Genomic DNA, 24,419 nt, shown 5'->3' on the forward strand with positions numbered 1-24,419 from the left:
GCACTGGACGCGCTTGCCGATTACGAGAAGCTCGGTTCGATTCACGCGCTCGACGGTAATTGCGCGTTGGTCGTTCAGTCAAACAGCTGACCTATTGGGTCTCATTATGTGAGACGGTGCGGTTATTCGGGTCCGTTCACCATGATGCAAGGATGTGGGTGTGTCCTCACAGCATCAGTCCGTGCCACCTGCTCGATCGTCCCACACGCCCGAGTCCGAATCGGACGCGGGTCAGGTGATCCGCATTCCCCGGCTCGCTCACCTCGGGGTGTTCATCCTGCTGTTCTGCGTGGCCTTCCCCTTCTTCGGCTGGCCGCAGGTGCTGTGGGTGCTCTTCGCGATCCCGCTGGTGATGGTCGTCTGGGTCGAACGGACCCGCACCACCGTCTCGGACAATGGAATCGACACCCGCACGCTGCTGGGCTCGCGCCACATCGACTGGGCCGACATCAAGGGCCTGCGCATCCCCAAGCGCGGCTACCTCCAGGTTCACCTGGCCGACGACTCCGACGTGACCCTCCCCGCGGTCGGCTACGGGCAGCTGGCCACCCTGGTCGCCGCGTCCAACGGCCGCATCCCGGACCCCTTCGCCGAGCCCGAGGAAACCGAGGGTCCGGCCGAGACCGAGGCCGAATCGACCGATGCCGAGGCCGGATCCGGCGAGTCGTAGGCGTTTCGGGGGTGCGGAGTTTCTACCGGCGGTGATCGGGTTCATGGCCCGGGAGTAACGTTGATGCCCGCCGGAAAGTCGCGAAACAGCCCACTGCGACACACGAACCGAGGACCTGACCCATGCCACCGCTTCGCTCACGCACCACCACCGCCGGACGCAATGCCGCGGGCGCTCGCGCCCTCTGGCGCGCGACCGGCCTCACCGACTCCGATTTCGGGAAGCCGATCGTCGCCATCGCGAACTCCTACACCCAGTTCGTCCCCGGCCACGTGCACCTGAAGGATGTCGGCGAGATCGTGGCCGAGGCGGTCCGGGCCGCCGGTGGTGTGCCGCGCGAATTCCACACCATCGCCGTCGACGACGGCATCGCCATGGGCCACGGCGGCATGCTGTACTCGCTGCCCTCGCGCGAGATCATCGCCGACTCGGTGGAATACATGGCCAACGCGCACACCGCCGACGCACTGGTCTGCATCTCCAACTGCGACAAGATCACCCCCGGCATGCTGAATGCCGCCATGCGCCTGAACATTCCGGCCGTGTTCGTCTCCGGCGGCCCGATGGAGGCCGGTAAGGCCGTAGTCGTCGGCGGCGTGGCCCAGGCCCCCACCGATCTGATCACCGCCATCTCGGCGAGCGCCTCGCCGAACGTCTCCGACGACGGGCTCACCGAGGTCGAGCGCTCCGCCTGTCCGACCTGCGGTTCCTGCTCGGGCATGTTCACCGCCAACTCCATGAACTGCCTCACCGAGGCGCTGGGTCTGGCGCTGCCGGGCAATGGCTCGACGCTGGCCACCCACGCCGCCCGCCGCGCGCTGTTCGAGAAGGCGGGCCGGGTGATCGTGGACATCGCCACCCGCTGGTACCGCGATGACGACGCCTCGGTGCTGCCGCGAAATGTGGCCAATGCCAAGGCTTTCCGCAATGCCATGGCCCTCGATGTGGCCATGGGCGGTTCCACCAACACGGTGCTGCACACCCTGGCCGCCGCGCAGGAGGGTGAGATCGAGTTCGATCTGCAGACCATCGACGAGATCTCGCGCCGCGTGCCGTGCCTGTCGAAGGTGTCGCCGAACTCGGACTACCACATGGAGGACGTGCACCGCGCCGGCGGCATTCCGGCCATCCTGGGCGAGCTGCGCCGCGCGGGCCTGCTCGAGACGGACGTGACCACCGTGCACACCGCCTCCTTCGACGAGTGGCTCGACACCTGGGACATCCGCTCCGGCAAGGCTTCTCGGGAGGCCATCGAGCTGTTCCACGCCGCGCCCGGCGGTGTCCGCACCACCGTGCCGTTCTCGACCGAGAACCGCTGGTCCTCGCTGGACACCGATGCCGTGGGCGGCTGCATCCGGGACAAGAAGCACGCGTACACCGTCGAGGGCGGCCTGTGCGTGCTGCGCGGCAATATCGCTCCGGACGGCGCGATCCTCAAGACCGCGGGCATCGACGAGGACCTGTTCACCTTCGAGGGCCCGGCCGTGGTGGTCGAGTCGCAGGAGGAGGCGGTCTCCAAGATCCTGAACAAGGAGATCCAGCCCGGCGATGTGGTCGTGGTCCGCTACGAGGGTCCCTCGGGCGGTCCGGGCATGCAGGAAATGCTGCACCCCACGTCGTTCTTGAAGGGCGTCGGCCTGGGCAAGGTGTGCGCGCTCATCACCGACGGCCGCTTCTCCGGCGGTACCTCGGGCCTGTCCATCGGCCACATCTCCCCGGAGGCGGCCAGCGGCGGCTCCATCGGCCTGATCGAGAACGGCGACCGCATTCGCATCGATGTGCACACCCGTTCGCTCGAATTGCTGGTCCCCGAAGAGGTTCTCGCGGAGCGTCGGGTGAAAATGGAAGCGTCCGAACGGCCTTGGCAGCCCGTGAACCGCGAGCGCCCGGTGACAACGGCGCTGCGCGCGTATGCTGCGCTCGCCACCTCCGCCGACAAGGGTGCCGTCCGGCGCGTGCCGTAACGCGCGAAAGCCCCCGTGCCGCAACGTAAGAAAGCCAAGGAATGACAATCGAATACATCGGCAAGGCCGACTCCATGCTGGCCGAGTACACCGCCATGCTCGCGCGCTCGGATGCGCGCAATGCGGAGGCCAAGGCGCTGCTCGCGGAGGCCGAGGAGTTGGCCGCGGAGGTGCGGCACCTGGAATCCACGGAGTTCATGATGACTCCGGACGAGGTGACGCAGAGCAATGCGCACCGGGCGCTGCTCGAGCGGGAGATCGACGCCAAGTCGGGTCGAGTGCTGCAGCTGCACCAGGAGACCTTCCACGAGTGGGAGTCCTGGACCGCCCGTCAGTACTGAGGCGCGAAAATGCGGCCGGGACGATCGTGGGATCGTCCCGGCCGCTTCGTGTTTCGGGGTCGTTCAGTCGAACGGACCGATGCCCGTGAGCGGATTGCCGCCGTGCAGATAGACGTAGGTGAGAATCGCGGCCACCACGGCCGCCACGAAGGCGGCCAGGGAACCCATGAACGGCCGCGACGACCACCCTCGATTGCGGTCCAGGGACAAGCGGCCGGGTCCGGTCAGGATCAGCACGGTGGTCAGCCCGACCAGAATCGATTCCAGCTCCACCGAATTGCCCTTGGCCGAGTACTGGAAGCCGGGGTTCATGCCCTGCTTCCACATCCACGCGTCGAGGATGACCGCGAGCAGCGCGCCCGCCGCCAGCGGGGTGGCCAGGCCGATCGCGACCAGCACGCCACCGCCGAGCTCACCGGCGATGAGCATGGGCGCGGCGATGTCGACGTGCTTCCAGCCGCCGCTCTCCATGGCGGTCTTGATGCCGTCGAGCCCGGGACCGTGGAACCAGCCGGTCGCCTTCTGCAGACCGTGGTAGACGAAGGTGCCGCCGATGACCAGGCGCAGCAGCAGGAGTCCGAGGTCCAGGGTGCCGCGGCGCTCGTCGCGACGACGCGGGCGGCCATTGCCGTCGGCGGGCGCGGCGGGTGCCGGGGGGATGCTGGCGAACGAATAGGTCGGGGAGGGTTCGGCGGTGGTGCTGTTGGCGACGCCCGGAATCGCGTTCTTGACCTGGGAGTAGAGCGGGACCTCCGGATCCAGGCCGAGCTCCTCGTCGGTGCGCGGCAGTTTCGCGGTGGTCTCGATCTTCTCGGTGGTCAGTTCCTCGGTGGTCTGCACTCCGACCGGGGTGGGGAACTGCTCGGTCGGCGAGTCGAACGGGCTGCGCACCGGCGATCCGGCCGGTCGCGGCGTGTCGGGCGTGGCGTCGCCCGCCGCGGCGGACGGTTCGGTCGGCTTATCAGTCACGCGGCCAGACTATTAGGAGAAAGGGCGCGACACACAGCAGAACGCGGGCGTGTCCGCAGTCCGATTCGCGCCACGGCACCGGATTGCGACACCCCGTCCGAGCGTCGGCGGCGGGTTTTCCGTAACGTCTCAACCATGAGTTTGGTTGCCGGTGGCCGTGTCGGGGTGGGTGCGCGGAGAGTGGTGCTGGGCGTGACGCTCGGGGCGGTGCTGCTGTCCGGGTGCGCGCGCTTCGACGATCGCGCGTCGAGCCCGTTCACCACCGAGCCGACCTGGCAGGACGCCGAACCGAATACGACGACGCCGAAAACGCCGCCCACCAATGCGAAACGGCCGGATCTGCCGTGCGTGGATCCCGATATCGCGGTGGTGGTGTCGTGTCTGGACACCACGGGCGGACTGGTCGCCCTGCCCGATGGCGGTAGCGCGCTGGTGGCCGAGCGCACCACCGGGCGCATTCTCAAGGTCATCGCCACCGACGAGGGCGAGCCGCCCGCGCCCGTCGAGGTCGCCCGGGTGGATGTCGATCCGGCCGGGGACGGCGGCCTCACCGGGCTGGCGCTGTCCCCCAGTTTCGGCGAGGACGGGCTGATCTATGCCTACGTCACCACCGCGAGCGACAACCGGGTGGTGCGTATCTCCACCGACGGCGGCGGCACGGCCAAACCGATCCTCACCGGAATCCCCAAGGGCATCAACGGTAATCGCGGATCCATCGACTTCCTGCACGACCGGATGCTGATTCTCACCGGCGATGCCGGGAACCCGGCGCTGGCGGGCGACACCAGCTCGATGGCCGGAAAGCTGCTCAGCATCAACTCCCCCGCGCCCGGTGCGTCGGCCGATGTGGTGGTGTCCGGGATCGGCGTGGCGGGCGGCGTCTGCACCGACGGCAAGGACTCCATCTGGATCACCGACCGGACCGCCACCGAGGACCGCCTGCAACGCGTCGGCCCCGACGGCGTCGCGGTGAAGGCGTGGACCTGGCCCGATCATCCGGGCGTCGCGGGCTGCGCGGCCGCCTCCGACGGCGTGGCCATCTCCCTCACCAACCAGAAGGGCCTGGCCATCGCCACGGCCGACAAGAACACCCACGCCGTCACGGCCGCGCCTTCGGTGCTGGCGCAGGACAAGTACGGCCGCCTCGACGGCGCGACGCTGGGCGGCGACGGCAATATCTGGGTCGGCACGGTCAACAAGCCCGACGGCAATCCGAACCAGTACGACGACCGCGTGGTTCGCATCCCGCCGCCGACCGCGGGCCAGGGCAACGGACCGGACTAGCCACCGGCTCACGATTGCGGCGCACGGCAGTTGCCGTGCGCCGCAATCGTTTATCGAGCGGACTGCGCCTCGACCGGCATCTGCAACTCGATGACCCATTCGTCGGAGGCCGGGTCGCGGGGGGCCTGGAGGTAGACCTCGCGGATGGGGGCGTTGGGGGCGTAACCGTTTTCGTCGGCCCAGCGGCCCATGGCCTCGAAGGAGACGCACAGTTCCGCGAGCTTGCCGCGATGGGCCAAGGTGGCGGCCTTGGGGATCTCCGGGAGCAGCAGCAGCTCGAACGGGCTCCCGGGGGCGGCTGTGCCCGCGACCTGGTGGGCGACGTGGACGCGCAGACCCGCGTCCAGCGGTTCGTAATACACGATGGGTGCGCCGGTGATGGTGAGGCCGGAGGCCGGAATCGACTCCGCCATGTGGGCATACAGCTTCTCGATGATCGGGCCGACGGCGGCCTCGCCGGATTCGGCCGCGACATCGGACATTTCGGCGACCAGCGTGGCCGACAGCGGTTTGACGATGATTTCCTGCTCGGGCATGACGCCCTCCTTCTCGATACGCAGGAGCCTCGCCTCGACGGATGCGAGCCGCGCGGTGTCCGCGGCGAGCTGATTGGCCAGCTGGGCGCGGCGCAGCTGCAACATGCCGTGCAACCGTTCCGCGGACAGCTGCCCGTCGAGAATCTCGGCCACCTGATTCAAGGTGAACCCGAGATCCTTCAGCGCGACGATCCGATTGAGCCGCGCGAGCTGATCGGCCGCATAGAACCGATAGCCGGTACACGGATCGACCTCGTAAGGCCGCAGCAGACCGAGATCGTCGTAGTGCCGCAGCATCCGCACCGACACCGACCCGAACCTGGCGAAGTCTCCAATACTGAACATGACTCCTCCAGGTTCGGACCTCACACCGTGTGAGGGTCAAGACAATGATCGGGGAAAGGAAATGGGGCGCGCGGCAAATGCCGCGCGCCCCATTCTCATCGATCCGAAACGACTAGCCCTCGACTCCGCAGGCGGCGAGGACGAGTTCGCGGACTCGGGCGGCGTCGGCCTGGCCGCGGGTGGCCTTCATGACGTCGCCGACGACCTTGCCCGCGGCCTGGATCTTGCCGGAGCGGATCTTGTCGGCGATGTCGGGGTTGGCGGCGAGGGCCTTTTCGACCTCGGACTGGAGGGCGGAGTCGTCGGAGACCATGCCGAGGCCCTTGGCCTCGACGATCTGGGCGGGCTCGCCCTCACCGGCGAGGACGAAGTCGACGACCTGCTTGGCGACCTTGTTGTTGATGGTCTTGGCCTCGACCAGCGCGGCCACCTCGGCGACCTGCTTGGGGGTGATGGGCAGGTCCTCCAGGGAAACCTGGCTCTCCTTGGCCTTTTCGGTGAGGTAGGCGACCCACCAGGAGCGCGCGGCGTCCACCGAGGCACCGGCGTCGACGGTCGCGATGATCAGGTCCAGCGCACCGGCGTTGACCAGGTCGCGGAACACCTCGTCCGAGAGACCCCACTCGGACTGGATGCGGGCGCGGCGCAGCCACGGGTACTCCGGAATGGTGCCGCGCAGTTCCTCGACCCAGGCGGCGTCGGGCGCGATGGGCTCGAGGTCCGGCTCCGGGAAGTAGCGGTAGTCCTCGGCGGTCTCCTTGATACGGCCGGACGAGGTGGTGCCGTCGGTCTCGTGGAAGTGCCGGGTCTCCATCAGAATCGAGCCGCCCGAAACCAGCACCGCGGCCTGCCGCCGCATCTCGTAGCGCACCGCGACCTCGACGCTCTTGAGCGAGTTCACGTTCTTGGTCTCGGTGCGGGTGCCGAACTCCTTGGCGCCCTTGGGCATCAGGGACACGTTGACGTCGCAGCGCATCGAGCCCTGCTCCATCTTCACGTCGGAGACGTTCAGCGACTTGAGCACCTCGCGCAGCGCGGTCACGTACGCACGCGCCACCTCGGGAGCCCGTTCGCCCGCGCCCTCGATGGGCTTGGTGACGATCTCGATGAGCGGCACGCCCGCGCGGTTGTAGTCGAGCAGCGAGTGCGAGGCGCCGTGGATGCGGCCGGTCGCGCCACCGACGTGCAGCGACTTGCCGGTGTCCTCCTCCATGTGGGCGCGCTCGATCTCGACGCGGAACACCGTGCCATCGTCGAGCACCACATCCAGGTAGCCGTTGGCCGCGATGGGCTCGTCGTACTGGCTGATCTGGTAGTTCTTCGGCTGGTCCGGGTAGAAGTAGTTCTTGCGCGCGAACCGGCCCCACGGGGTGATGGAGCAGTTCAGCGCCAGCCCGATGCGGATCGCGGACTCGACGGCCTTCTCGTTCACCACCGGCAGCGAGCCCGGCAGGCCCAGGCAGACCGGGCACACCTGGGTGTTGGGCTCGGCGCCGAATTCGGTGGGGCACCCACAGAACATCTTGGTCGCGGTGCCCAGCTCGACGTGTACCTCCATGCCGAGCACCGGTTCGTACCGGTCGATGACATCGGAGTAGTCCATCAAGTCCACGGTCGCTGCGCTCATGCGCACCATCCTATTAGTGCCCGGTCCGACCACCTCGCGGGCGGTCGGACCGGGCGATCGATCGACGGAATGCTCGATCAATCCACAGCGATGGCCTCGACGATCGGCAGGCGAGCCGCACGCAACGCGGGCGGCAGCGCCCCGAGCAGCGACAGCCCGAGCGCGATGACCGCGTACGCCACCAGCAGCGGACTGGGGTGATAGGCGATGTCCATCGAGATGGCGTGCCCGAGCGCGAAGGTGGCCAGATAGTGCACGGCCGACCCGACCGCGAGTCCCATGACCGCACCGATCACGCCAATGCCCGCGGCCTCGGTGAGCACCGCCCGCAGCAGGAAGCGGCGGCTGGTGCCCATGGCCCGCAGCACCCCGAGTTCGCGGCGGCGGTCCAGCACCGACAGCATGAGGGTATTGAGCAGGGCCACGGCCGACACCAGCACCACGATCCAGAGGATGGCGGCACTGATCGAGGTGCCCTGCCGAACGCTGGACGAAATCGCCGTCACCGCTTGGCGTCCCGTGTCGACGTGGATGTCGGCCGGTACCGCGGCCCGGACGGCGGCCATGACCGCCGCGTGATCCGCGCCGGGTGCGAAGTCGACACCGATGATGGTTTCGCCGGGCCGCTGGTACCACTGGCGCATGACGTCCAGATCCAGCACCACCACGCCCGCGATGGCGGAGAAGTAGGGCACGACGCGCAATACCGTCACCCTGTGCTCACCGGTCGGCGTGGGCAGGGTCAGGTCCGAACCCTCGTGCACATCGAGCGAGCGAGCCACGTCGCGGGAGATGACGACGCCCTCACCCCGCGCCATGCGTCCCAGATCGGCCTGGCTCACGTTGTCCAGCGCGGAGGTGCGGGCCACGCCGCCCTCGTAGGCCTGCAGCATGACGCGGCCGCGACCCAGCGTGGCGAAAGCCATTTGCGCCGAACCGATTTGGCCGACACCCGGGATGGCGCGCAGCTTCTCCTTCAGATCCGAGGGCAGCAGCGGACCGGTGGGGAACTGCTCCATGGCGGTCGGACTGACGAACACGTCGGTGCGGGCCAGGCCCTCGAAGCTGTCGGTGGCCGCCGACACCATATTGCGGCTGGCATTGCCGATGGCCACGATGGCGGTCACGGCGATCATGACCGTCATGACCGTGGCCCACACCCGACGCGGAGCCCGCTCGATGGTGGTCGCGCCCAAAGCGCCCGGCGCACCGAAGATTCGAGCCACCGCCGCGACCGCGCGCACAATGGGTTCGGTGGCGGCGTAGCACAGGAAGACGGCTCCGGTGATGGCCAGCGAGATGGAGCCGATCGAGAGCCTGCCGATATCGGCCCGCGCCAAGACCACCGCGCCGACCACAATGAGCAGTCCGAGAATCGCTGCGGCCCACCGCATTACCGGCTTCACGGCGTCGGCCGCACCCACGCCGACCGGGGCCAGCGCCTCGATGGGCGCGACCTTGTACACCTGCCGCGCGGCAATGGCGGCCGCCGCCACACTGGCCAGCACACAGGCCAGAATCGCCACCGGCACCGCGTATCCCGGCACCTCGTACTCGGTGCGCGATTCCACCGAGTTCACGATCGCGGCGGGCAGCTGATGAATCGCGGTGCGGCCCATGAAGATCCCGATGATGGACCCGCTGATCGCGCCGAACAGCCCGAGCAGCGCCGCCTCGGCCAGCAGATCACGCACCATCGGCGCACGCCTGCCGCCCATGGCCCGCAGCAGCGACAGCGTCGGACGACGTTGCGCCACGGCCATGCTCATGGCGTTGTAGATGAGGAACGAGGACACGATGAGCGCGGCCGCCGACGAGGCGAGCGTGGAATAGCGCACCAGGGTCAGCGCGCCGCCCGCCTGCGCGGTGCGCAGATCCGGGTCGGCGACCACGGCCCGGCCCGCGACCACCTTGGTCAGATCCGAACGCAGTTGGTCCACATCGGTATTCGGCGCGGCGATGATCTGCACCGAGTCCAGCCGCCCGACCCGGTCGGTGATCTTCTGCGCCACCGGCAGCAGCGCGATGGCGATATGCCCGCCATTGAGTTTGGCGGCGGTGCCGTCGTCGATGACGCCCGCGACGGTCGCGGTCACCGTGCCGAGCTGGAGCTTGTCGCCCTCCTGATGGCCCATGGCGGAGCCGACGAGTACGCCGTTGGAAACGGTGAGCAGCTTGCTCGCCTGATCCTTCAGCGTCCCGCCGAGATCGCTGCCGAGCTGGGCCACCGATTGATCCGCGCCGATCAGCAGCGCCCGATTGTCGTCGGCCCCGATCGACTGCCGCAGCATCGGCACGGCCGTCTCGACCCCGCCGACGGATCGGATCTGTTGCAGCAGCGACTGATCGAACCCGGCGTCGGTAATGCCGCTGACCTCCAGCGACGCCTTGCCGCCGAGACTGTGGGTGAGCTTGTCCACCGATCCGGTAATGGATCCGGAGATGCTGAACACCGAAACCAGCAGTCCCGCCGAGACTCCCATGACGACCATCGCCATGGTGGTGCGGCCGCGGTGGGCGAACAGCTCACCGATATTGAACAGCCGCAACCGATCCCATGCCGCACGGATCATGCGCGCACCGCCCCGGCGTCATCGGCGGCGTCGGTGGCGGTCTCGGTACCCGCGGGGATGGAGGCGGTGAGTTCCTCCGGGACGGTACGGACCTCACCGTCATCGGTGCGCTCGACGCGGTCGATGGACCTGATCAGCCCGTCGCGCAGGTTGATCACCCGGTCGCAGTAGCGCACCGCGCCCATGTCGTGGGTGACCATGACCACGGAGTTGCCCTCCTTGGTGATGTCCGCCAGCAGTTGCAGAATCGACGCGCCGGTCTTGGAATCCAGGTTGCCGGTGGGCTCGTCGGCCAGGATCAGCGGCGGGTCCATGATGAGCGCCCGCGCCACGGCCACGCGCTGCATCTGCCCGCCGGACAGTTCGGCGGGCCGGTGCTCGGCGCGTTGGGACAGACCGACCAGGTCGAGCAGTTCCAACGCGCGCGGCTTGGCCTTGCGCAGTCCGGTGCCGTCCAGCAGCCTCGGGATGGCCACGTTCTCCCAGGCGGTCAGTGTCGGCAGCAGATTGAAGAATTGGAAGATGAAACCGACCTGGTGTCTGCGGAATTCGGACTGCCGGTCATCATCGAGGTCGCCGATCTCCTTGTCCTGGAAGCGGATCGACCCCGAATCCGGCGAATCGAGTGCGCCCAGCAGATGCAGCAGCGTGCTCTTGCCCGAACCGGAGGGCCCCACGATGGCGGTGAACTCCCCCGCCTCGATGCGCAGGTCGATCCCGTCCAGGGCGCGCACACTCTGCTCACCCACCCGGTATTCCTTGACGACGTCGGTCAATTCCAGCATGTCCGTTCCCCTCTAACCTCGATGGCCGCCGCCGTGGTCAGCTGGCCATCGCGCGCGCCCGCGGATGGCGCGCGTACAAACGATCGGTGTCATAGATGTCGAGGATCGCGCGCAGTGAAGGCTGCTCGGACGCCAGTTCCTGCCAGACCTGCGGTGCCGATTTGCCTTGTGCGAGTGCGTGATCCAGTTTGACGTTCAGGTGATTCTCCCAGCGATTGCGCAGCGCCAGCAGCACGCCCTCGGGTCCGCCGAACAACCTTCCGAGGTCAGGCAGGTTGTCGAACAGCTTGGGATCGGCCGGGTTTCGAGCCGCCCGATCGAGGACGGTGTGCAGGATGTCGGTACGAGCGTGAAAGTCTGCCCAGGACATGGCCTCAACCTCTCTAGGTGCGCCCCGTCTCGTGGCGGGCGCGTGTGCCGTTGTCCTCAAACTACGATCGCCGTCCGGCCCCTGTCTTCGTGCCGCGGACCCGACTTGGCCTCCTACTCCGGTAGGAGACCAGCCCCTGCCACCGAACGATTTACGCTGTCTGATTCGGGGGATAGCCTTGCAGAATGAACGTGACCAGCGCCACTCCTGAAGCAATCGGGCGGACGGCGCGGGAGCTACGCGAGTGGACGCAGGGCAGCCGCGAGCGCGTCCATCACTTCCTGCGGCACCCAATCAGCGAGTACCGGCGCTACGTCGAGGAATTCGGGTACGACTACCCCGTCGCGCTGGTCACGCTGGTGGACCTCGTCCTGCTGACAACCGGAGCCGGTGCCGTGGCCCAGCGGTATGCCGCCGGATACTTCCCGAGCCTCGTCCCGCTCGCCGCGTTGCTGCTCATCGCTCTGATCGGTCCGCCGTGCGTGATCTTCAACGTGCCACCGCATCCGGTGTTCATGGCCGGACTCATCGTGTTCGCCGAGGGCCTGTTCCTGATTCAACCGGTGTCGACGGATATGGCACCCGGACTACTGGTGATCGGCGCGGGCGAGATCGCCGCGACCGCGTCGACCGCGATCAGCCTGCCCTGTGTCGCGATCATGGGCGCGGAGCTGGCGTTCTTCGCAATACGGGGTCATGTCGACGGTCTGGTCTGGTACAGCCTCGCCATGGTCATGGGCTGGATGACCGGGCGAATGCTGAACTATCAGCGCCGCTATCTCTATCAGGAACGCGAAAACCAAGACGTCCGCGCCCGCGCCGCAGCCGAGGAGGAACGCCGCCGCATCGCCCGCGAGGTGCACGACGTAATCGCGCACTCGCTGAGCGTGACGCTGCTACATGTGACCGCCGCCCGCCACGCCCTGCAGACCGATCGAGACGTGGACGAGGCGATCGACGCGCTCTCCGACGCCGAACGTCTGGGGCGGCAGGCCATGGCCGATATCCGGCGCACCGTCGGTCTGCTTGGCCAGCGGTCGTCGCTGAGCCCGGAACCGGGCCTGGACGATATCGCGGATCTGGTCGAGGATTTCGTGCGCGCGGGCCTCACCCTCGAGTATCGCCTCGAGGGCGACCCGTCCACGGTGTCGGCCGGGCTCGGTCTGACGCTGTACCGGATATGCCAGGAATCGTTGTCCAATATCGCCAAGCACGCCCCGGGTGAGCGGGCCGGTCTGCGAATCGTGTTGCACGCCAAATACATCGACGTGACCGCCACCAACACGCTGCCCGGCAACGCGACCACGCGAATCGGCCGTGGCATGGGCATAGCCGGAATGCATCAGCGCATCGCACCGGTCAACGGCAGCCTGACCGCCGGACCGGTGGACGATGGCTGGCGCGTGCACGCCCGGATCCCCCTCAACGGCCAATTCCTGTGCCCGGCAGCGCCCGCCGAGGAGCATCTGCGCACAATTCTGCAAACGATGATCGCCAAACCCGCTCGGGAGGGCATGTGAACGACCGCACGGACGCCGAACTGGTCAGCGTGCTGGTCGTCGACGATCAGGAGTTGGTGCGCGGCGGATTGCGCCGGATCCTGCGCCGCCGTGACGGATTCGTAGTGAGCGAATGCTCCGACGGCGACGAGGTGCCCGCCGCGGTCGCCGCGCACGCACCCGATGTCGTCCTGATGGATCTGCGGATGAGGCGAATCGGCGGGATCGAGGCCACCCGCACCCTGCGGACCATTGCCGACGCTCCCCCGGTGCTGGTGCTCACCACCTTCGACGACGATCAGCTGCTGTCGGGCGCGCTACGCGCCGGGGCGGCCGGATTCATTCTCAAGGATTCCCCCGCCGAGGATCTGATCCGCGCGGTCCGGACTGTCGCGTCCGGCGGGTCGTGGCTGGATCCGACCGTCACCCCGCGTGTCCTGACGACCTATCGTTCGGCGCGTCCCACGCCCGCGCCCGGCGGCAATCGCCTGTCCGAACTGACCGTTCGGGAGCTGGAAGTGCTGGAACTCATCGGCCGGGGCCGGTCGAACGCTGAGATCGCGGCCACACTCGGCATCTCGGAGGTAACGGTGAAGAGCCATGTGGGACATATCTTCGGGAAGCTTGGGTTACGCGACCGCCCCGCGGCCATCGTCTTTGCGTTTGACCACGGCGTAGTGGCACCGGGAGAATCCACCCCCTAGAGGGTGGGTCGCGGGTCTCGTCTGCTTCCCTCCCGAGAGTTGGAGGTTTGACGGGGTGGATGCACCGCCATCGCGGGCCGGAAGCAGGTTCGGGCCGTACGAGTTGCGCTCGCTGCTGGGCAGGGGCGGTATGGGAGAGGTCTACGAGGCCTACGACACCTCCAAGGACCGGGTCGTCGCACTCAAACTGCTGCCCTCCGAGCTCGCGAAAGACGCCACCTACCAGGAACGTTTCCGCCGCGAATCGCAGGCGGCGGCCCGGCTGGCGGAACCGCACATCATCCCCATTCACGACTGGGGCGAGATCGACGGTGTGCTCTACATCGATATGCGGCTGGTGAGCGGGCGTGATTTGCGTTCGCTCTTGGACGAATTGGGGCCGCTGCCGCCGCTGCGGGCGATCGGGATCATCGAGCAGATCGCGGCCGCGCTGGACGCGGCGCACTACTCGGGCCTGGTGCATCGGGACGTCAAACCGGCGAACATCCTTGTCACGGACGCGGATTTCGCCTATCTCGCCGACTTCGGCATCGCGCGGGCCGAGGGTGATTCGACCATCACCATGACCGGCACGGCCATCGGCTCCTACGCCTATATGGCCCCCGAGCGCTTCGACGCCGGGCCGGTGTCCGGTCGCGCCGACATCTATTCGCTGGCCTGTGTGCTGCACGAGTGCCTCACCGGCGAGAAGCCGTTTCCGGCGCACAACGTGAGTGTGCTGGTGCGCGCGCACCTGTCCGAGCCGCCGCCCGCGACGAGCATGCTGCGCGCCGGGATTCCGCCGCAGCTGGATGCCGTGGTGGCCAAGGCATTGGCGAAGGATCCGAACGACCGGTTCTTCACGGCGGGCGAATTCGCCCGGGCCGCACGGATGGCGCTCGCCGGTGGCCGTCCGGTGCCGCCGCCCGGCGAGCCGCCGCGGCCCGGCCGGACCGTGCCGCCGGGTCCGCCCGTGGGCGCGCAACCGACCACGGTCATGTCGCCCGCGGCGGGGCCGTTCGGGCCGCCGACGACGGTACTCCCGGGCGGGTCGACGCCGCCCCCGGGTGAACCCCCCGCGCGGAATTCCGATCCGACCCTGCGGCAACCGAGTCCACGCCTGACCACACCCACCGGTTCGATCCCGGCCTACATCACCGGCTCGTTCCCGGCCACCGAGGACTCCTCGCCCTCCGGCGACCTCCCGGTCATCCGCCCCTCGGATCCGACCCGGGTGCGGGTCAGCGACTTCCACTACACCCCGCTCCCGGCCGACGCGCACGAGCGCGCCGCGTGGGGACACGCTCAGGCACAAGAGTTTCCGTACGCACCCGCCCCCGACGATTCGCTGTACCCGACCGCCGAGCACGCGGTCGTCTACACCGATCCGCCGCGTACCCGCCAGCAGCGCCGCCGCTCGGTGGTGTTGCCGGTGGCCATCGGCGTCCTGGTGATCGCGGGGGCGGCGGTGGCCGGTGCGGTGGGCTGGCAAGTCCTCGACCGCTCCGGCAACGAAACACCCATAACGACGGCAGCACAGGGTGTTCCGGGGACCACGTCCGCTCCGCGTTCGCAATCCGCGAACCCGACGGTCACGACCACGGCTCCCACCACGGTGCAATTGCCGACGGGAGCGACGTCGTGTCCATCGAAGTATGCGGCGCTCGGCGGTTACACCACTTCCGCGATCGGAAACACGGTCACGACTTGTCCTTTCGCGGAAGAGGTTCGCCGGGCCTATGCCGACGCGGCTGCGAGTCGGCCGGGTTCGGCAGTTAGTGTGGTGGCAGTGAGCCCGGTGACCGGCCGGTCTTACACGATGAACTGCACGGCCGCAGGCAAATTGGTGACCTGCGTCGGTGGTGAGAACGCGGTGGTGTATGTCTACTGATCCGATTCCGGCCTGTCGCAAGGGGTTTGTGCGCGGGCTGGCCCTGGCGGCCGTCCTGGCCGTGTCCGCGTGCGGTGTGAATCTCGGTGCGGCGCACCATTCTTCATCCCAATCGGATGGGATCAAGCCGGTCGGCGACAGCTCCAAGTTGCCGTCCTCGAACATGATCGCGCCCGATTTGCCCGCATTGTTCGGATTGCCGAAAAGCATCGCGTTCGCAGCGGATTTCACCGATCTGAAGGCCACGCTCGACGGCCGCGTCGGCGTCGCCGTCATGCCGGTGGGCGGCGGCGATATGACCCAGCTCGGCGACTGGAGCACCGGCATCGCCTGGTCCACCATCAAGGTGCCCCTCGCACTGGCCGCGCTGCGCCACGATCCCGAGGGCATGCGCGCCACCGCCGAGGCCGCCATCACCTTCTCCGACAACGATGCGGCACAGGAACTCTGGAACTCCCTGGGCAATGGCAATCAGGCCGCCGACGCGGTCGAGGCCATTCTGCGCGAGGCCGGTGACACCACCACCGATGTCGCGGCGCGCCACACCAAACTGGCGGCCCTGGAATCCGATGATCTGCTCGCCTTCGGCGCGACCGACTGGTCGCTCGCGGATCAGGTGCACTTCGCCTCGCGGCTGCCGTGCCTGCCGCGCGCCAATTCCGTGGTCTCGCTCATGAGTGAGATCACGCCCAGCCAGAGTTGGGGATTGGGCCGACTGATCGGTGCGGAATTCAAGGGCGGTTGGGGTCCCGACGATGACACCGGCAAGTACACCGTGCGCCAATTCGGCCTGGTCCCAACGCTGAACGGGCCGGTGGCGGTGGCGCTGGCGGCCGAGCCCACCTCGGGCAGCTTCGACGACGCCACCGACATGATGGACAAGCTCGCACTGCTGGTCGGCGACCACCTGCCCGACCTACGCGGCGGACTCTGCTCCCATTGACACAATTCGGGGTATGCGCAGGTCAAAACCCCCGGCGCACACCCCGAATCGGGCATTACACCCCGAAAACCGCCCATACCCACCGCATTTGACCCCGCCGTCGACACCCACAACAATCCTTGCGATTGACGGGTTTAGGTGTGTCCGCTAGGAACAGGGAACGCACCGGGCTCCCGGGGCAGATGGAGGTTGCGAGGGTGAAGGCACGGTACGTGCGCGGATGTGGCGTGCTGGCCCTGCTGATCGGTCTCGTGACCGGATGCACCAGCAAGCCGGTCCTGGTGCCGGACAGGACATCCGCGGTCGCGGCCGCGCCCACCAACACCCTGCCCGCCACCGTCATGGCGCTACCGGGCACGCTGGCCTGGGATTTCGTCAATACACTGCAGCCCACGCTGCCCGGCAAGGTGGGGCTGGCGGTGCTGCCGGTCGGCGGCGACAAGGTGGTGGCACTGGGCGATTGGAGCACCGGGCCCGCCTGGTCGAGCATGAAGGTGCCGCTGGCCCTGGCGGCGCTGCGCAAGAATCCGGGCAATCAGGTGGCGGCGGTCAATGCCATCGAATACTCCGACAACACCGCGGCCGACACGCTGTGGCAGTCGCTCGGCACGCCCGACGTGGCCGCGCAGACCGTCCAGCAGGTGCTGCGTGAGGGCGGCGACACCGAGACCAGCGTGCCCGCGACCCGCGCCCGCCCGGAGTACTCCGCGTTCGGGCAGGCCGACTGGTCGCTGTCGAATCAGCTGAAGTTCACCGCCAAGCTGCCCTGCCTGCCGCAGTCCGAGGTCGTCACCTCGCTCATGGGCAAGATCAGCTCCACGCAGCGCTGGGGCCTCGGCACCCTCGACGGCGCGATCTTCAAGGGCGGGTGGGGCCCCGACACCAGCGGCAACTACCTCGTGCGTCAGCTCGGCCTGCTCCCGGTCGACGGCGGCCAGATCGCCATCGCGATTGCCACCCAGCCCAATTCCGGCTCCTTCGACGACGGCACCGCCATCCTCACCAAAATCGCCACCCTGATCGGCAACCATCTCGGCGAACTCCGCGGCGGCACCTGCCCTGCCAACTGACTCGATCCTCGCTCGATCCTCGAGGGAATTCCGACAAATCCCGCGCCTCAGTGTGCCGCTCAGTGTTCGAGGAGCCAGTTGTAACCGATGGTTCACGGGGGTGGGGACCACGGATCGGTCATCTCAGGGCAAGATGGGCTGCATGCGCATCGGAGTCTTGACCGGAGGCGGAGACTGCCCAGGACTGAATGCTGTGATCCGTGCTGTCGTTCGTACCGCGAACGGCCGCTGGGGGGATGCGATCGTCGGCTTCCAGGACGGGTGGCGCGGGCTACTCGAGGATCGCAAGATCCAGATCCTCAACAATGACCGCACCGACCGCCTGCTCACCAAGGGCGGCACCATTCTCGGCACCGCGCGCACCAATCCGGATGTGCTGCGCGCCGGTCTCCCCCGCATCAAGCAGACCCTCGACGACAACGGCATCGACGCGCTCATCCCGATCGGCGGTGAGGGCACGCTGACGGCCGCCTCCTGGCTGGCCGACGAGGGCGTGCCGGTGGTCGGCGTGCCCAAGACCATCGACAACGACATCGACTGCACCGACACCACCTTCGGCCACGACACCGCGGTCTCGATCGCTACCGAGGCCATCGACCGGCTGCACACCACCGCCGAATCGCATCAGCGCGTCATGCTGGTCGAGGTGATGGGGCGGCACGCGGGGTGGATCGCCATCAACTCCGGCATCGCCGCGGGCGCGCACCTGACCCTGGTGCCCGAGGTGCCCTTCGATCTCGACGAGCTCTGCGCCATGGTGAAACGCCGCTTCCAGCGCGGGGATTCGCACTTCATCTGTGTGGTCGCCGAGGGCGCTCAGCCCGATCCCAAGTCCATGACGCTGCGCGACGGCGGCATCGACGAATTCGGGCATGTCCGATTCACCGGCGTGGCACAGCAGTTGGCGCCCGAGATCGAACGCCGCATCGGCAAGGAAGTGCGCGTGACCGTGCTCGGCCACGTGCAGCGCGGCGGCACCCCAACCCCGTACGACCGAGTTTTGGCCACCCGTTTCGGCGTGCACGCCGCGGAAGCCGTGCACGCGGGCAACTTCGGCCAGATGGTCGCGCTGCGCGGCACCGAGATCGAACTGGTCCCGCTCTCGGAGGCCACCAAGCAGCTCAAGCTCGTCCCGGCCGACCGCTACCGGGAGGCGGCCGCCTTCTTCGGCTGACCCTCCCGGTAAATCGCCCAGGCGACGGCCGCCACGCCGAGTGCCCCGACCACCCAGGTTATCCAGGTCGGGGCACCGTAGTGGATGGCCAGAGCGGGCAGTCCGAAGGGATGCCGCCACACGAGATCGGTGATTCCGGCACCGAAGCCCTGGATGACGAGGATCAATCCGACCGTCCACCAGAGCTTTTCGTCCTTCTTCTTTTCTTCCTCTTTCACGAAGAGCAGTGTCCGACGCTGACGGCCGCCCGCACATCGCCCTGAAGTCGGCTCTGCCACGGTGGCTTTCCGCGCTCGAGGATGACGGGAGATCATCCTCTATGCCGATGCCCGTACGGTCTTGACGCTGGGCTCAGTCGCGGTGCTGGGCGTAGTGGCGGGCGGCGCGGGCGCGATTGCCGCAGGCGACCGAGCACCATTCCTGGCGGGGATGGGATTTGAGGAAGTAGCGGACGCAGCGGGGGGCGGGGCAGGTGCGAATCTGGGCCGCCTCGGGGCTGGTGAAGAACTCGATGGTGGCGTCGGACAGGCCCGCCATGACGGTGTCGACATCGCTGGCGGTCAGTAGCCGATGTTCGAGGTGGGGGCCGGTGGCGTCCCATTCCAGCTGGCGCAGGGCTGGGGCGGCGGCGCGGTTGATGGCGGCCAGCGCGTCGGGGAAGGCGGGTAGCACCGCGGCGTCGGCGGAGCTGGCGGGTTGGGGCGCAACGTATTCCGCGAACAGGGCGCGCACGTTCTGGCGCAGGTCGACCAGGGCGGTGCGGTCCGCCTCGCTGGGCAGATAGCCCTCCAGGTCCAGGTACACGCCGAGGTGCTCGGCATTGGAGATCAGCCAGTCCCGCGTGGATTCGGGGGTGCCGAACGCGTCCGTCAGGCCACGGCTGGTGGCGCGGATGGTGTTCGCCAAACGGAGTGCCAAGGGATCGACCATGCCCCCGATTCTAACGGGTATTGCGCTTTCAATCCATTATGTTCTAACGTATGGATGCAAGATCTTCCGTTAGAAAATGAGGCCCGACATGATCACTCCCGTCGAGAACGCACCCCTGCTGGACGAGGTCCGCAAGCGCATGGGCCGTGTGCCGAACATGACCAAGGTGATGGCCAACGCGCCCGTGGTACTGGAGGGTTACCTCGGGCTGTCCGGCGCACTGAAGAAGGGCACGCTGCCCGCCGCCACCTCCGAACGGATCGCGCTCACCGTCGGCGCGGCCAATGACTGCGGCTACTGCGTCGCCGCGCACACCTTCACCGGCAAGCGGGTCGCCAAGCTCAGCGATGCCGAGGTGGAGGCGGCCAAACAGGGCACCTCCTCCGACGCGAAAGAAGCCGCGGCCGTTGGCTTCGCCCGGGAGCTGACCGAATCGCGCGGCAAGGCCGATCCGGCCGCGGCGCTGGCCGCCGGGTGGACGCAGGAGCAGGTGCTCGAGATCGTCGCCCTGGTCGCGTTGCAGACCCTCACCAACTACGTCAACAAGGTCGGCGAGACCGAAAACGATTGGCCCGCCGCGTAATCCGCCCCCAGCAGCCGCTCGCATCCGAAGAAGGTCGGACATCATGAACGCCGTCGAGACCGCCCCTGCCAACGCCGCCATCCTGAACAGCCTGCTGCACAACGGCATCGTCATTCGCGCGGTGGCGCTGGCCCTGGCCACCATCGTGTTGATCGCCCTGCGCCACCCGACCTGGGTGCCCTACTCGGTGAGCCTGTACGCCATCTGGAACGCGGCCGCGCTCACCCTGAACTCGGTGCGGGCCGCCCGCCGCTAGTGGTCGAACCGCCCGGCGACCAGGGCATGGGTGAAACGATCCCAGTCGGCGGGCGGGAAGACCAGCGCCGGACCGGTGGGGTTCTTACTGTCTCGTACTCCGACACCGGTGGATAGGAAGGCGATTTCCACGCATTCCTTGGCACCGGTGCTCCGGGTGCTCTTGAACCACCGCACACCGGGATCGACGGTCACGTCGCGTACTCCTTCGCTACCCTGCGCAGGAAATCCCTGCTGGCCGTCTCGTCCAGCGCGGCGCGCTGGATCGCTTGATATGCCTCGCGGTACCGGTCGACCGCGGCCTGCTTCTCCAGGTAGAGGTCGCCGAGAAAGTTCTCCAGGTAGACGACCGTGGGTTCGACGGGGCGGTTGCCCGCGTCCCGGCCGAATTCCAGGATCACGAACGGGCCGACGGTGTGACCGATCGGCACGCCCGCCGAGAAGGGTAGTACACGAACAGCGATCGACGGGAGTGTCGACAGATCCGCCACGCGTCGCAGTTGCGCGGCCATCACGCGCGGAGTCCCGACAACGCGACGTAATGCGGTTTCGTGCACCACGACATCGAAGGAGGCCGGAGAACGCTTGCGCGTCAAGAGGCTTTGACGACGCAGCTTCAGCTGCACCCGGCGGTCCAACTGGTCACTTGCAGCATCCGGCCAGTAATCATGGATCAGGACCCGCGCGTAATCGGCGGTCTGGAACAGGCCCGGAATGATCTCGGGCTGGTAGGAAATGAGGGCGCGGGCCGAAGCCTCCAGGCCCACATACACATTGAAACCCTCGGGAATCAGATCGTCGTATTCGTGCCACCAGGACTTGACGCTGGCCTGTTGCGCGAGACCGGTCAGTGCGGAACTGAACTCGTCGTCGAAGTCGTAGATGCGGCACAGCTCCCGCACGTCGAGGACCCGAATCTTCTCCGCATTACCGGTTTCGAGTCTTTGCAGCTTGGACTCGCTCCACTCCATCAGCGCCGCTGCCTCGGCGATCGTCATATTGCACTGCATGCGACCTTCCCGCAGGTATCGCCCCAGCTGACGCCGCGGCAAAGTCGAACCATGCTCGGACATCGAATCCTCCCCCACGAAGGCGGTTTTCGGTCACTGCGAATGATGCTCCCACGCGATATGAATGCTGACCTGGAGCTTTCGGAAAGTTTCCCACCGGGCGGGGGCTTGGATTGTCGGTTCGCCGAAACGGTGCTGGACTGGAAATCGCGCCCGGTGAGAACCGGAGCCCCGATATCTCTGGACCCACTCGTCCCCGAGCCGGGCGCACCTTCGCTCTCATCCGAGAAAATTCCTGACCCGGTGCGACATCCCAGGCGATACCGGCGTGGCGCGCAGGGAATCTCGCTAGGCTGAGAACGGCCCGGCGCATGTGCGCCGCATGCCGAGCGCCAGCGCCGGACCGCGAACTGTTCGGCCCCTGCGCTGCCCCCGGTGGACACCATGATGTATCTCTTCGACTGCACGATGGACCCCGGCGACCTGGCCCTCCCCCAGGCCCATCAAGCCATGCAGATTCACAAGTTCTGCACCGTGGACAACTGCTTGGTACGCCGCCGAGCCCGCCAAATCCTCGTCGAAAAGGGCCAAATGGTCCTCGACCACCGCGCCACCCACCACCCCTGCCCCTGACGCCTGCCCGAGGCCCACCTACCCCGAAACCACCACCACCGCGACCACAACCATCAAAACCAACACCACCACCGCCAACCCCAACACCACCAGCGCGGTCACCTGCGAAGCCTCCGCCCGCTGCGAAGTCGGAATCAGCCCCGGCCGCACCGAATTCGGCCCGAACGGCCCGGGCGGCGCCCCATACCCCGCCCCCTGCGACCCCTGCCCATAAGCGCCATACCCCGGCTCCCCAACGGCCACCGGCACCCCGGCCGCCGCATTCGCACCAGCCACCCCATACTCGGAATTCGCGGACACACCACCGGACTCCCAGGACACCGCGGCCCCACCCGAATCCCCCGAGACCGCAACGTCTCCCGAGGTCCCGGCGACCGGGGCCGCTCCCGACACTCCGGCGACCTGGCGAACCCCGGGGTCGACCTCGCCGCCGGGCACCGGCACAAAGGCACCCGATTCCGGATGACGCGACGCCTCGCCCGAATCCCCCTTGCCAGCAACGGAATCCGACGTACTTCCGCCCGTCCCCACCGCAACCGCAACCGGCCGCGCCAAGGCGATCCCCGGCTCGGCGACCAGCTCGGCAATCCCCGGCACATCAGCGGATCCACTCCGGCCCGAGAGCGAATCGCCCTCCCCCACATCAGATTCCGGCATGCCCCGCTGATCCGGGCCGGGTCCACGCTCCTGCCACGATCCGGCCTCGGCGGTCCCGTCGATCGACGCCGACTCTCCCTCGGAGGTCGGTCCGGCGGGCTGCGCCAGGGTCTCGGTTCGCCGCCCAGCCGAATCCTCCGGCAGCCCCGGCGAAACCACCGGCTGCGGCACGATATCCGTCGCCCGCTGTGAAGCGTCGTCCGAGGACGTTCCGGGCTGCGCGCGATATACCGTCCCGGATCCGGCCTGCTCGGTTCCCGAGCCCGGCTGCGGCCGCCCCGGAACGGCCGCCGGACCCGCCGCAGCGGGCGGTCCGGGTTGACCCTGCGGTGCCGGGAAATTCGTGGGCGCGGGTTCCGGAGTAGGCGGGTAAGGGCGAACGGTCGGTCCGGAGCCGACGCGTTCGGCATCCGGTACCGGCTGCGGCGGTGCCCAATTCGCGGGCGGCTGGGGGTTCGGCGCTCCGGACTGAGATTGCGGCGCGGGGTAATTCGGCGGTGGCACCTGTTGTTGCGGGAGCACCAGTTGTTGCGGAGGGACCTGCTGCGGCGGGGGGACCTGCTGCTGGGGCGGTACCTGTTGCTGCGGTACCTGCTGCTGCGGGGGCGCGGGGTAAGGCGAGGGCGGTACTGCGGCGGGTGGGTAGCCCTGGGGCGGGGCCGGGTAGGCGGGGGCCGGGTAGGGCTGGGCGGGGTAGTTCGGTTGGGGGGCGGGGGGATTCGGGTATTGGGGGCGCGGTTGTTGGAGGGCGGGGTGTTGGGCCGGGGGGCCGGAGAGGGCTTGGCGGGCGGCCTTGGCGAAGGCGGTGCAGGTGGGGAAGCGGTCCTGGGCGCGTTTGGCCATGGCCTTGGTGAGGACGGCGTCCATGGCGGGGGACAGGCCGGGGCGGCGGAGGCTGACCGGGGGCGGGAGGAGTTGGAGGTGGCCTCGGATGAGTTCGGCCGGATGGGGCGAGTCGTAGGGGCCCGCGCCGATGAGGAGCCAGTAGAGGGCGCAGGCCAGGGAGTACTGGTCGGTCGTGGGGTCGAGGTGGGCGCCCGTCATCTGTTCGGGGGACGCGTAGGCCAGGGTGGCGGTGAACATGCCCGCCTGGGTGAGATGGGTCGAGTCCTCGCGCAGGCGGGCGATGCCGAAGTCGGTGAGGAAGACACGCTCGCCATGACCGGCGACGGCGCGGGCCAGAATGATATTGGCGGGCTTCACATCTCGGTGCAGCACCCCCATGCCGTGCGCGTAATCCAGTGCGCTGGCGACGCCCTCGATCACCTGCACGGCCCGCTCCGGCGGCAGCGTGGCGACATTCACGCTGGCGGCATCCACCCCATCCACGTATTGCATGGAGATCCACAGCATCTCGTCCTCGGTGCCGCGGTCGTACACCTCGACGATATTGGGATGGTCCAGCCGCGCCACCAGATCCGCCTCGCGTTCGAACCGGGCGCGGATCTCCCTGTCCGCGTACAGTTCCCGATTCAACAGCTTCAGTGCCGTCAACTTGCCCAGGCGCGGATGCCGGGCCAGATAGACCGAGCCCATCCCGCCCTGCCCGAGCAGCCGTTCGATGGTGAACCCGGCGAACACGTCACCGCTGTTCAGCACTGCCTCCTCGACCCCCTTCCGGTGACGT

24 protein-coding genes are annotated in these 24,419 nt (G+C 67.9%); 13 read left to right on the forward strand and 11 right to left on the reverse strand.

The window, feature by feature from the left end:
* Positions 1 to 181 precede the first annotated feature (181 nt).
* From VMT40_RS11120 to VMT40_RS11130, 3 genes are all read left to right on the forward strand, one after another.
* Positions 182 to 670: a PH domain-containing protein gene (locus tag VMT40_RS11120; RefSeq protein WP_326357892.1), complete on the forward strand. Its 489-nt coding sequence runs from the start codon at positions 182 to 184 to the stop codon at positions 668 to 670.
* A 122-nt stretch (positions 671 to 792) separates the two neighbouring features.
* Positions 793 to 2,634: a dihydroxy-acid dehydratase gene (ilvD, locus tag VMT40_RS11125; RefSeq protein WP_326357893.1), complete on the forward strand. Its 1,842-nt coding sequence runs from the start codon at positions 793 to 795 to the stop codon at positions 2,632 to 2,634.
* A gap of 41 nt (positions 2,635 to 2,675) precedes the next feature.
* Positions 2,676 to 2,975: a hypothetical protein gene (locus VMT40_RS11130; RefSeq protein WP_326357894.1), complete on the forward strand. Its 300-nt coding sequence runs from the start codon at positions 2,676 to 2,678 to the stop codon at positions 2,973 to 2,975.
* A gap of 63 nt (positions 2,976 to 3,038) precedes the next feature.
* Here VMT40_RS11130 and VMT40_RS11135 read toward each other — a convergent pair whose 3' ends face one another.
* Positions 3,039 to 3,944, reverse strand: a complete 906-nt coding sequence (locus VMT40_RS11135; RefSeq protein ID WP_326357895.1) for a DoxX family protein — start codon at positions 3,942 to 3,944, stop codon at positions 3,039 to 3,041.
* 135 nt (positions 3,945 to 4,079) lie between these two features.
* Here VMT40_RS11135 and VMT40_RS11140 point away from each other — a divergent pair, with 135 nt between their 5' ends.
* Positions 4,080 to 5,228 (forward strand): PQQ-dependent sugar dehydrogenase, encoded by a 1,149-nt coding sequence (locus VMT40_RS11140; RefSeq protein WP_326357896.1) that lies wholly within the window; start codon positions 4,080 to 4,082, stop codon positions 5,226 to 5,228.
* 50 nt (positions 5,229 to 5,278) lie between these two features.
* Here the strand turns inward: VMT40_RS11140 and VMT40_RS11145 are convergent, their stop codons facing one another.
* From VMT40_RS11145 to VMT40_RS11165, 5 genes are all read right to left on the reverse strand, one after another.
* The gene (locus VMT40_RS11145; RefSeq protein WP_326357897.1) at positions 5,279 to 6,109 is read right to left on the reverse strand and encodes a MerR family transcriptional regulator; all 831 of its coding nucleotides are present in this window, start codon (positions 6,107 to 6,109) and stop codon (positions 5,279 to 5,281) included.
* Between the two features lie 112 nt (positions 6,110 to 6,221).
* On the reverse strand, positions 6,222 to 7,736 hold the full coding sequence (gene gatB / locus VMT40_RS11150; protein ID WP_326357898.1) for an Asp-tRNA(Asn)/Glu-tRNA(Gln) amidotransferase subunit GatB: 1,515 nt from the start codon (positions 7,734 to 7,736) through the stop codon (positions 6,222 to 6,224).
* Between the two features lie 77 nt (positions 7,737 to 7,813).
* Positions 7,814 to 10,309, reverse strand: coding sequence for an FtsX-like permease family protein (locus VMT40_RS11155; RefSeq protein ID WP_326357899.1), 2,496 nt, complete (start codon positions 10,307 to 10,309; stop codon positions 7,814 to 7,816).
* Positions 10,306 to 11,094, reverse strand: a complete 789-nt coding sequence (locus tag VMT40_RS11160; protein ID WP_326357900.1) for an ABC transporter ATP-binding protein — start codon at positions 11,092 to 11,094, stop codon at positions 10,306 to 10,308. The genes VMT40_RS11155 and VMT40_RS11160 overlap by 4 nt, the downstream gene beginning before the upstream one ends.
* Before the next feature lie 37 nt (positions 11,095 to 11,131).
* Positions 11,132 to 11,464 (reverse strand): hypothetical protein, encoded by a 333-nt coding sequence (locus VMT40_RS11165; RefSeq protein WP_326357901.1) that lies wholly within the window; start codon positions 11,462 to 11,464, stop codon positions 11,132 to 11,134.
* 185 nt (positions 11,465 to 11,649) lie between these two features.
* Here VMT40_RS11165 and VMT40_RS11170 point away from each other — a divergent pair, with 185 nt between their 5' ends.
* The 6 genes from VMT40_RS11170 to VMT40_RS11195 all read left to right on the forward strand — a co-directional run bounded on the left by VMT40_RS11170 (position 11,650) and on the right by VMT40_RS11195 (position 18,724).
* Positions 11,650 to 12,984 carry a sensor histidine kinase gene (locus VMT40_RS11170; protein WP_326357902.1) on the forward strand — a complete coding sequence of 445 codons (1,335 nt, stop codon included), beginning with the start codon at positions 11,650 to 11,652 and terminating at the stop codon, positions 12,982 to 12,984.
* 29 nt (positions 12,985 to 13,013) lie between these two features.
* Positions 13,014 to 13,667: a response regulator transcription factor gene (locus VMT40_RS11175; protein ID WP_326358576.1), complete on the forward strand. Its 654-nt coding sequence runs from the start codon at positions 13,014 to 13,016 to the stop codon at positions 13,665 to 13,667.
* Positions 13,668 to 13,722: 55 nt separating this feature from the next.
* Positions 13,723 to 15,537 (forward strand): serine/threonine-protein kinase, encoded by a 1,815-nt coding sequence (locus tag VMT40_RS11180; protein ID WP_326357903.1) that lies wholly within the window; start codon positions 13,723 to 13,725, stop codon positions 15,535 to 15,537.
* Positions 15,527 to 16,480, forward strand: a complete 954-nt coding sequence (locus VMT40_RS11185) for a hypothetical protein (protein ID WP_326357904.1) — start codon at positions 15,527 to 15,529, stop codon at positions 16,478 to 16,480. The genes VMT40_RS11180 and VMT40_RS11185 overlap by 11 nt, the downstream gene beginning before the upstream one ends.
* A 197-nt stretch (positions 16,481 to 16,677) precedes the next feature.
* Positions 16,678 to 17,550: a hypothetical protein gene (locus tag VMT40_RS11190; RefSeq protein ID WP_326357905.1), complete on the forward strand. Its 873-nt coding sequence runs from the start codon at positions 16,678 to 16,680 to the stop codon at positions 17,548 to 17,550.
* 142 nt (positions 17,551 to 17,692) lie between these two features.
* Positions 17,693 to 18,724: an ATP-dependent 6-phosphofructokinase gene (locus tag VMT40_RS11195; RefSeq protein ID WP_326357906.1), complete on the forward strand. Its 1,032-nt coding sequence runs from the start codon at positions 17,693 to 17,695 to the stop codon at positions 18,722 to 18,724.
* Here VMT40_RS11195 and VMT40_RS11200 read toward each other — a convergent pair.
* Both VMT40_RS11200 and VMT40_RS11205 read right to left on the reverse strand, forming a co-directional pair.
* Entirely contained in the window at positions 18,694 to 18,942 is a 249-nt protein-coding gene (locus tag VMT40_RS11200) for a hypothetical protein (RefSeq protein ID WP_326357907.1), read from the reverse strand. The genes VMT40_RS11195 and VMT40_RS11200 overlap by 31 nt on opposite strands.
* 133 nt (positions 18,943 to 19,075) lie before the next feature.
* Positions 19,076 to 19,654 carry a CGNR zinc finger domain-containing protein gene (locus VMT40_RS11205; protein WP_326357908.1) on the reverse strand — a complete coding sequence of 193 codons (579 nt, stop codon included), beginning with the start codon at positions 19,652 to 19,654 and terminating at the stop codon, positions 19,076 to 19,078.
* Positions 19,655 to 19,742: 88 nt separating this feature from the next.
* Here VMT40_RS11205 and VMT40_RS11210 point away from each other — a divergent pair, with 88 nt between their 5' ends.
* Entirely contained in the window at positions 19,743 to 20,237 is a 495-nt protein-coding gene (locus VMT40_RS11210; protein ID WP_326357909.1) for a carboxymuconolactone decarboxylase family protein, read from the forward strand.
* A gap of 43 nt (positions 20,238 to 20,280) precedes the next feature.
* Positions 20,281 to 20,493 carry a hypothetical protein gene (locus VMT40_RS11215; RefSeq protein WP_326357910.1) on the forward strand — a complete coding sequence of 71 codons (213 nt, stop codon included), beginning with the start codon at positions 20,281 to 20,283 and terminating at the stop codon, positions 20,491 to 20,493.
* Here the strand turns inward: VMT40_RS11215 and VMT40_RS11220 are convergent.
* Together VMT40_RS11220 and VMT40_RS11225 are read right to left on the reverse strand one after the other, a co-directional pair.
* Complete coding sequence (locus tag VMT40_RS11220) at positions 20,490 to 20,687, reverse strand: DUF397 domain-containing protein (protein ID WP_326357911.1); 198 nt, start codon at positions 20,685 to 20,687, stop codon at positions 20,490 to 20,492. The two genes, VMT40_RS11215 and VMT40_RS11220, sit on opposite strands and share 4 nt — an antisense overlap.
* Positions 20,684 to 21,565 (reverse strand): helix-turn-helix domain-containing protein, encoded by an 882-nt coding sequence (locus VMT40_RS11225; protein WP_326357912.1) that lies wholly within the window; start codon positions 21,563 to 21,565, stop codon positions 20,684 to 20,686. The genes VMT40_RS11220 and VMT40_RS11225 overlap by 4 nt, the downstream gene beginning before the upstream one ends.
* A 372-nt stretch (positions 21,566 to 21,937) precedes the next feature.
* Here VMT40_RS11225 and VMT40_RS11230 point away from each other — a divergent pair, with 372 nt between their 5' ends.
* Positions 21,938 to 22,135 carry a hypothetical protein gene (locus VMT40_RS11230; RefSeq protein WP_442789949.1) on the forward strand — a complete coding sequence of 66 codons (198 nt, stop codon included), beginning with the start codon at positions 21,938 to 21,940 and terminating at the stop codon, positions 22,133 to 22,135.
* 18 nt (positions 22,136 to 22,153) lie between these two features.
* On the opposite strand, the gene VMT40_RS11235 is transcribed toward VMT40_RS11230, so the two are convergent.
* A complete protein-coding gene (locus VMT40_RS11235) occupies positions 22,154 to 24,391 on the reverse strand; it encodes a serine/threonine protein kinase (RefSeq protein ID WP_326357913.1) in 2,238 nt (745 codons plus the stop codon).
* Positions 24,392 to 24,419: the final 28 nt, after the last annotated feature.

Origin of the sequence: Nocardia sp. CDC160, from assembly GCF_035818795.1 — a bacterium.
Taxonomy (GTDB): domain Bacteria; phylum Actinomycetota; class Actinomycetes; order Mycobacteriales; family Mycobacteriaceae; genus Nocardia.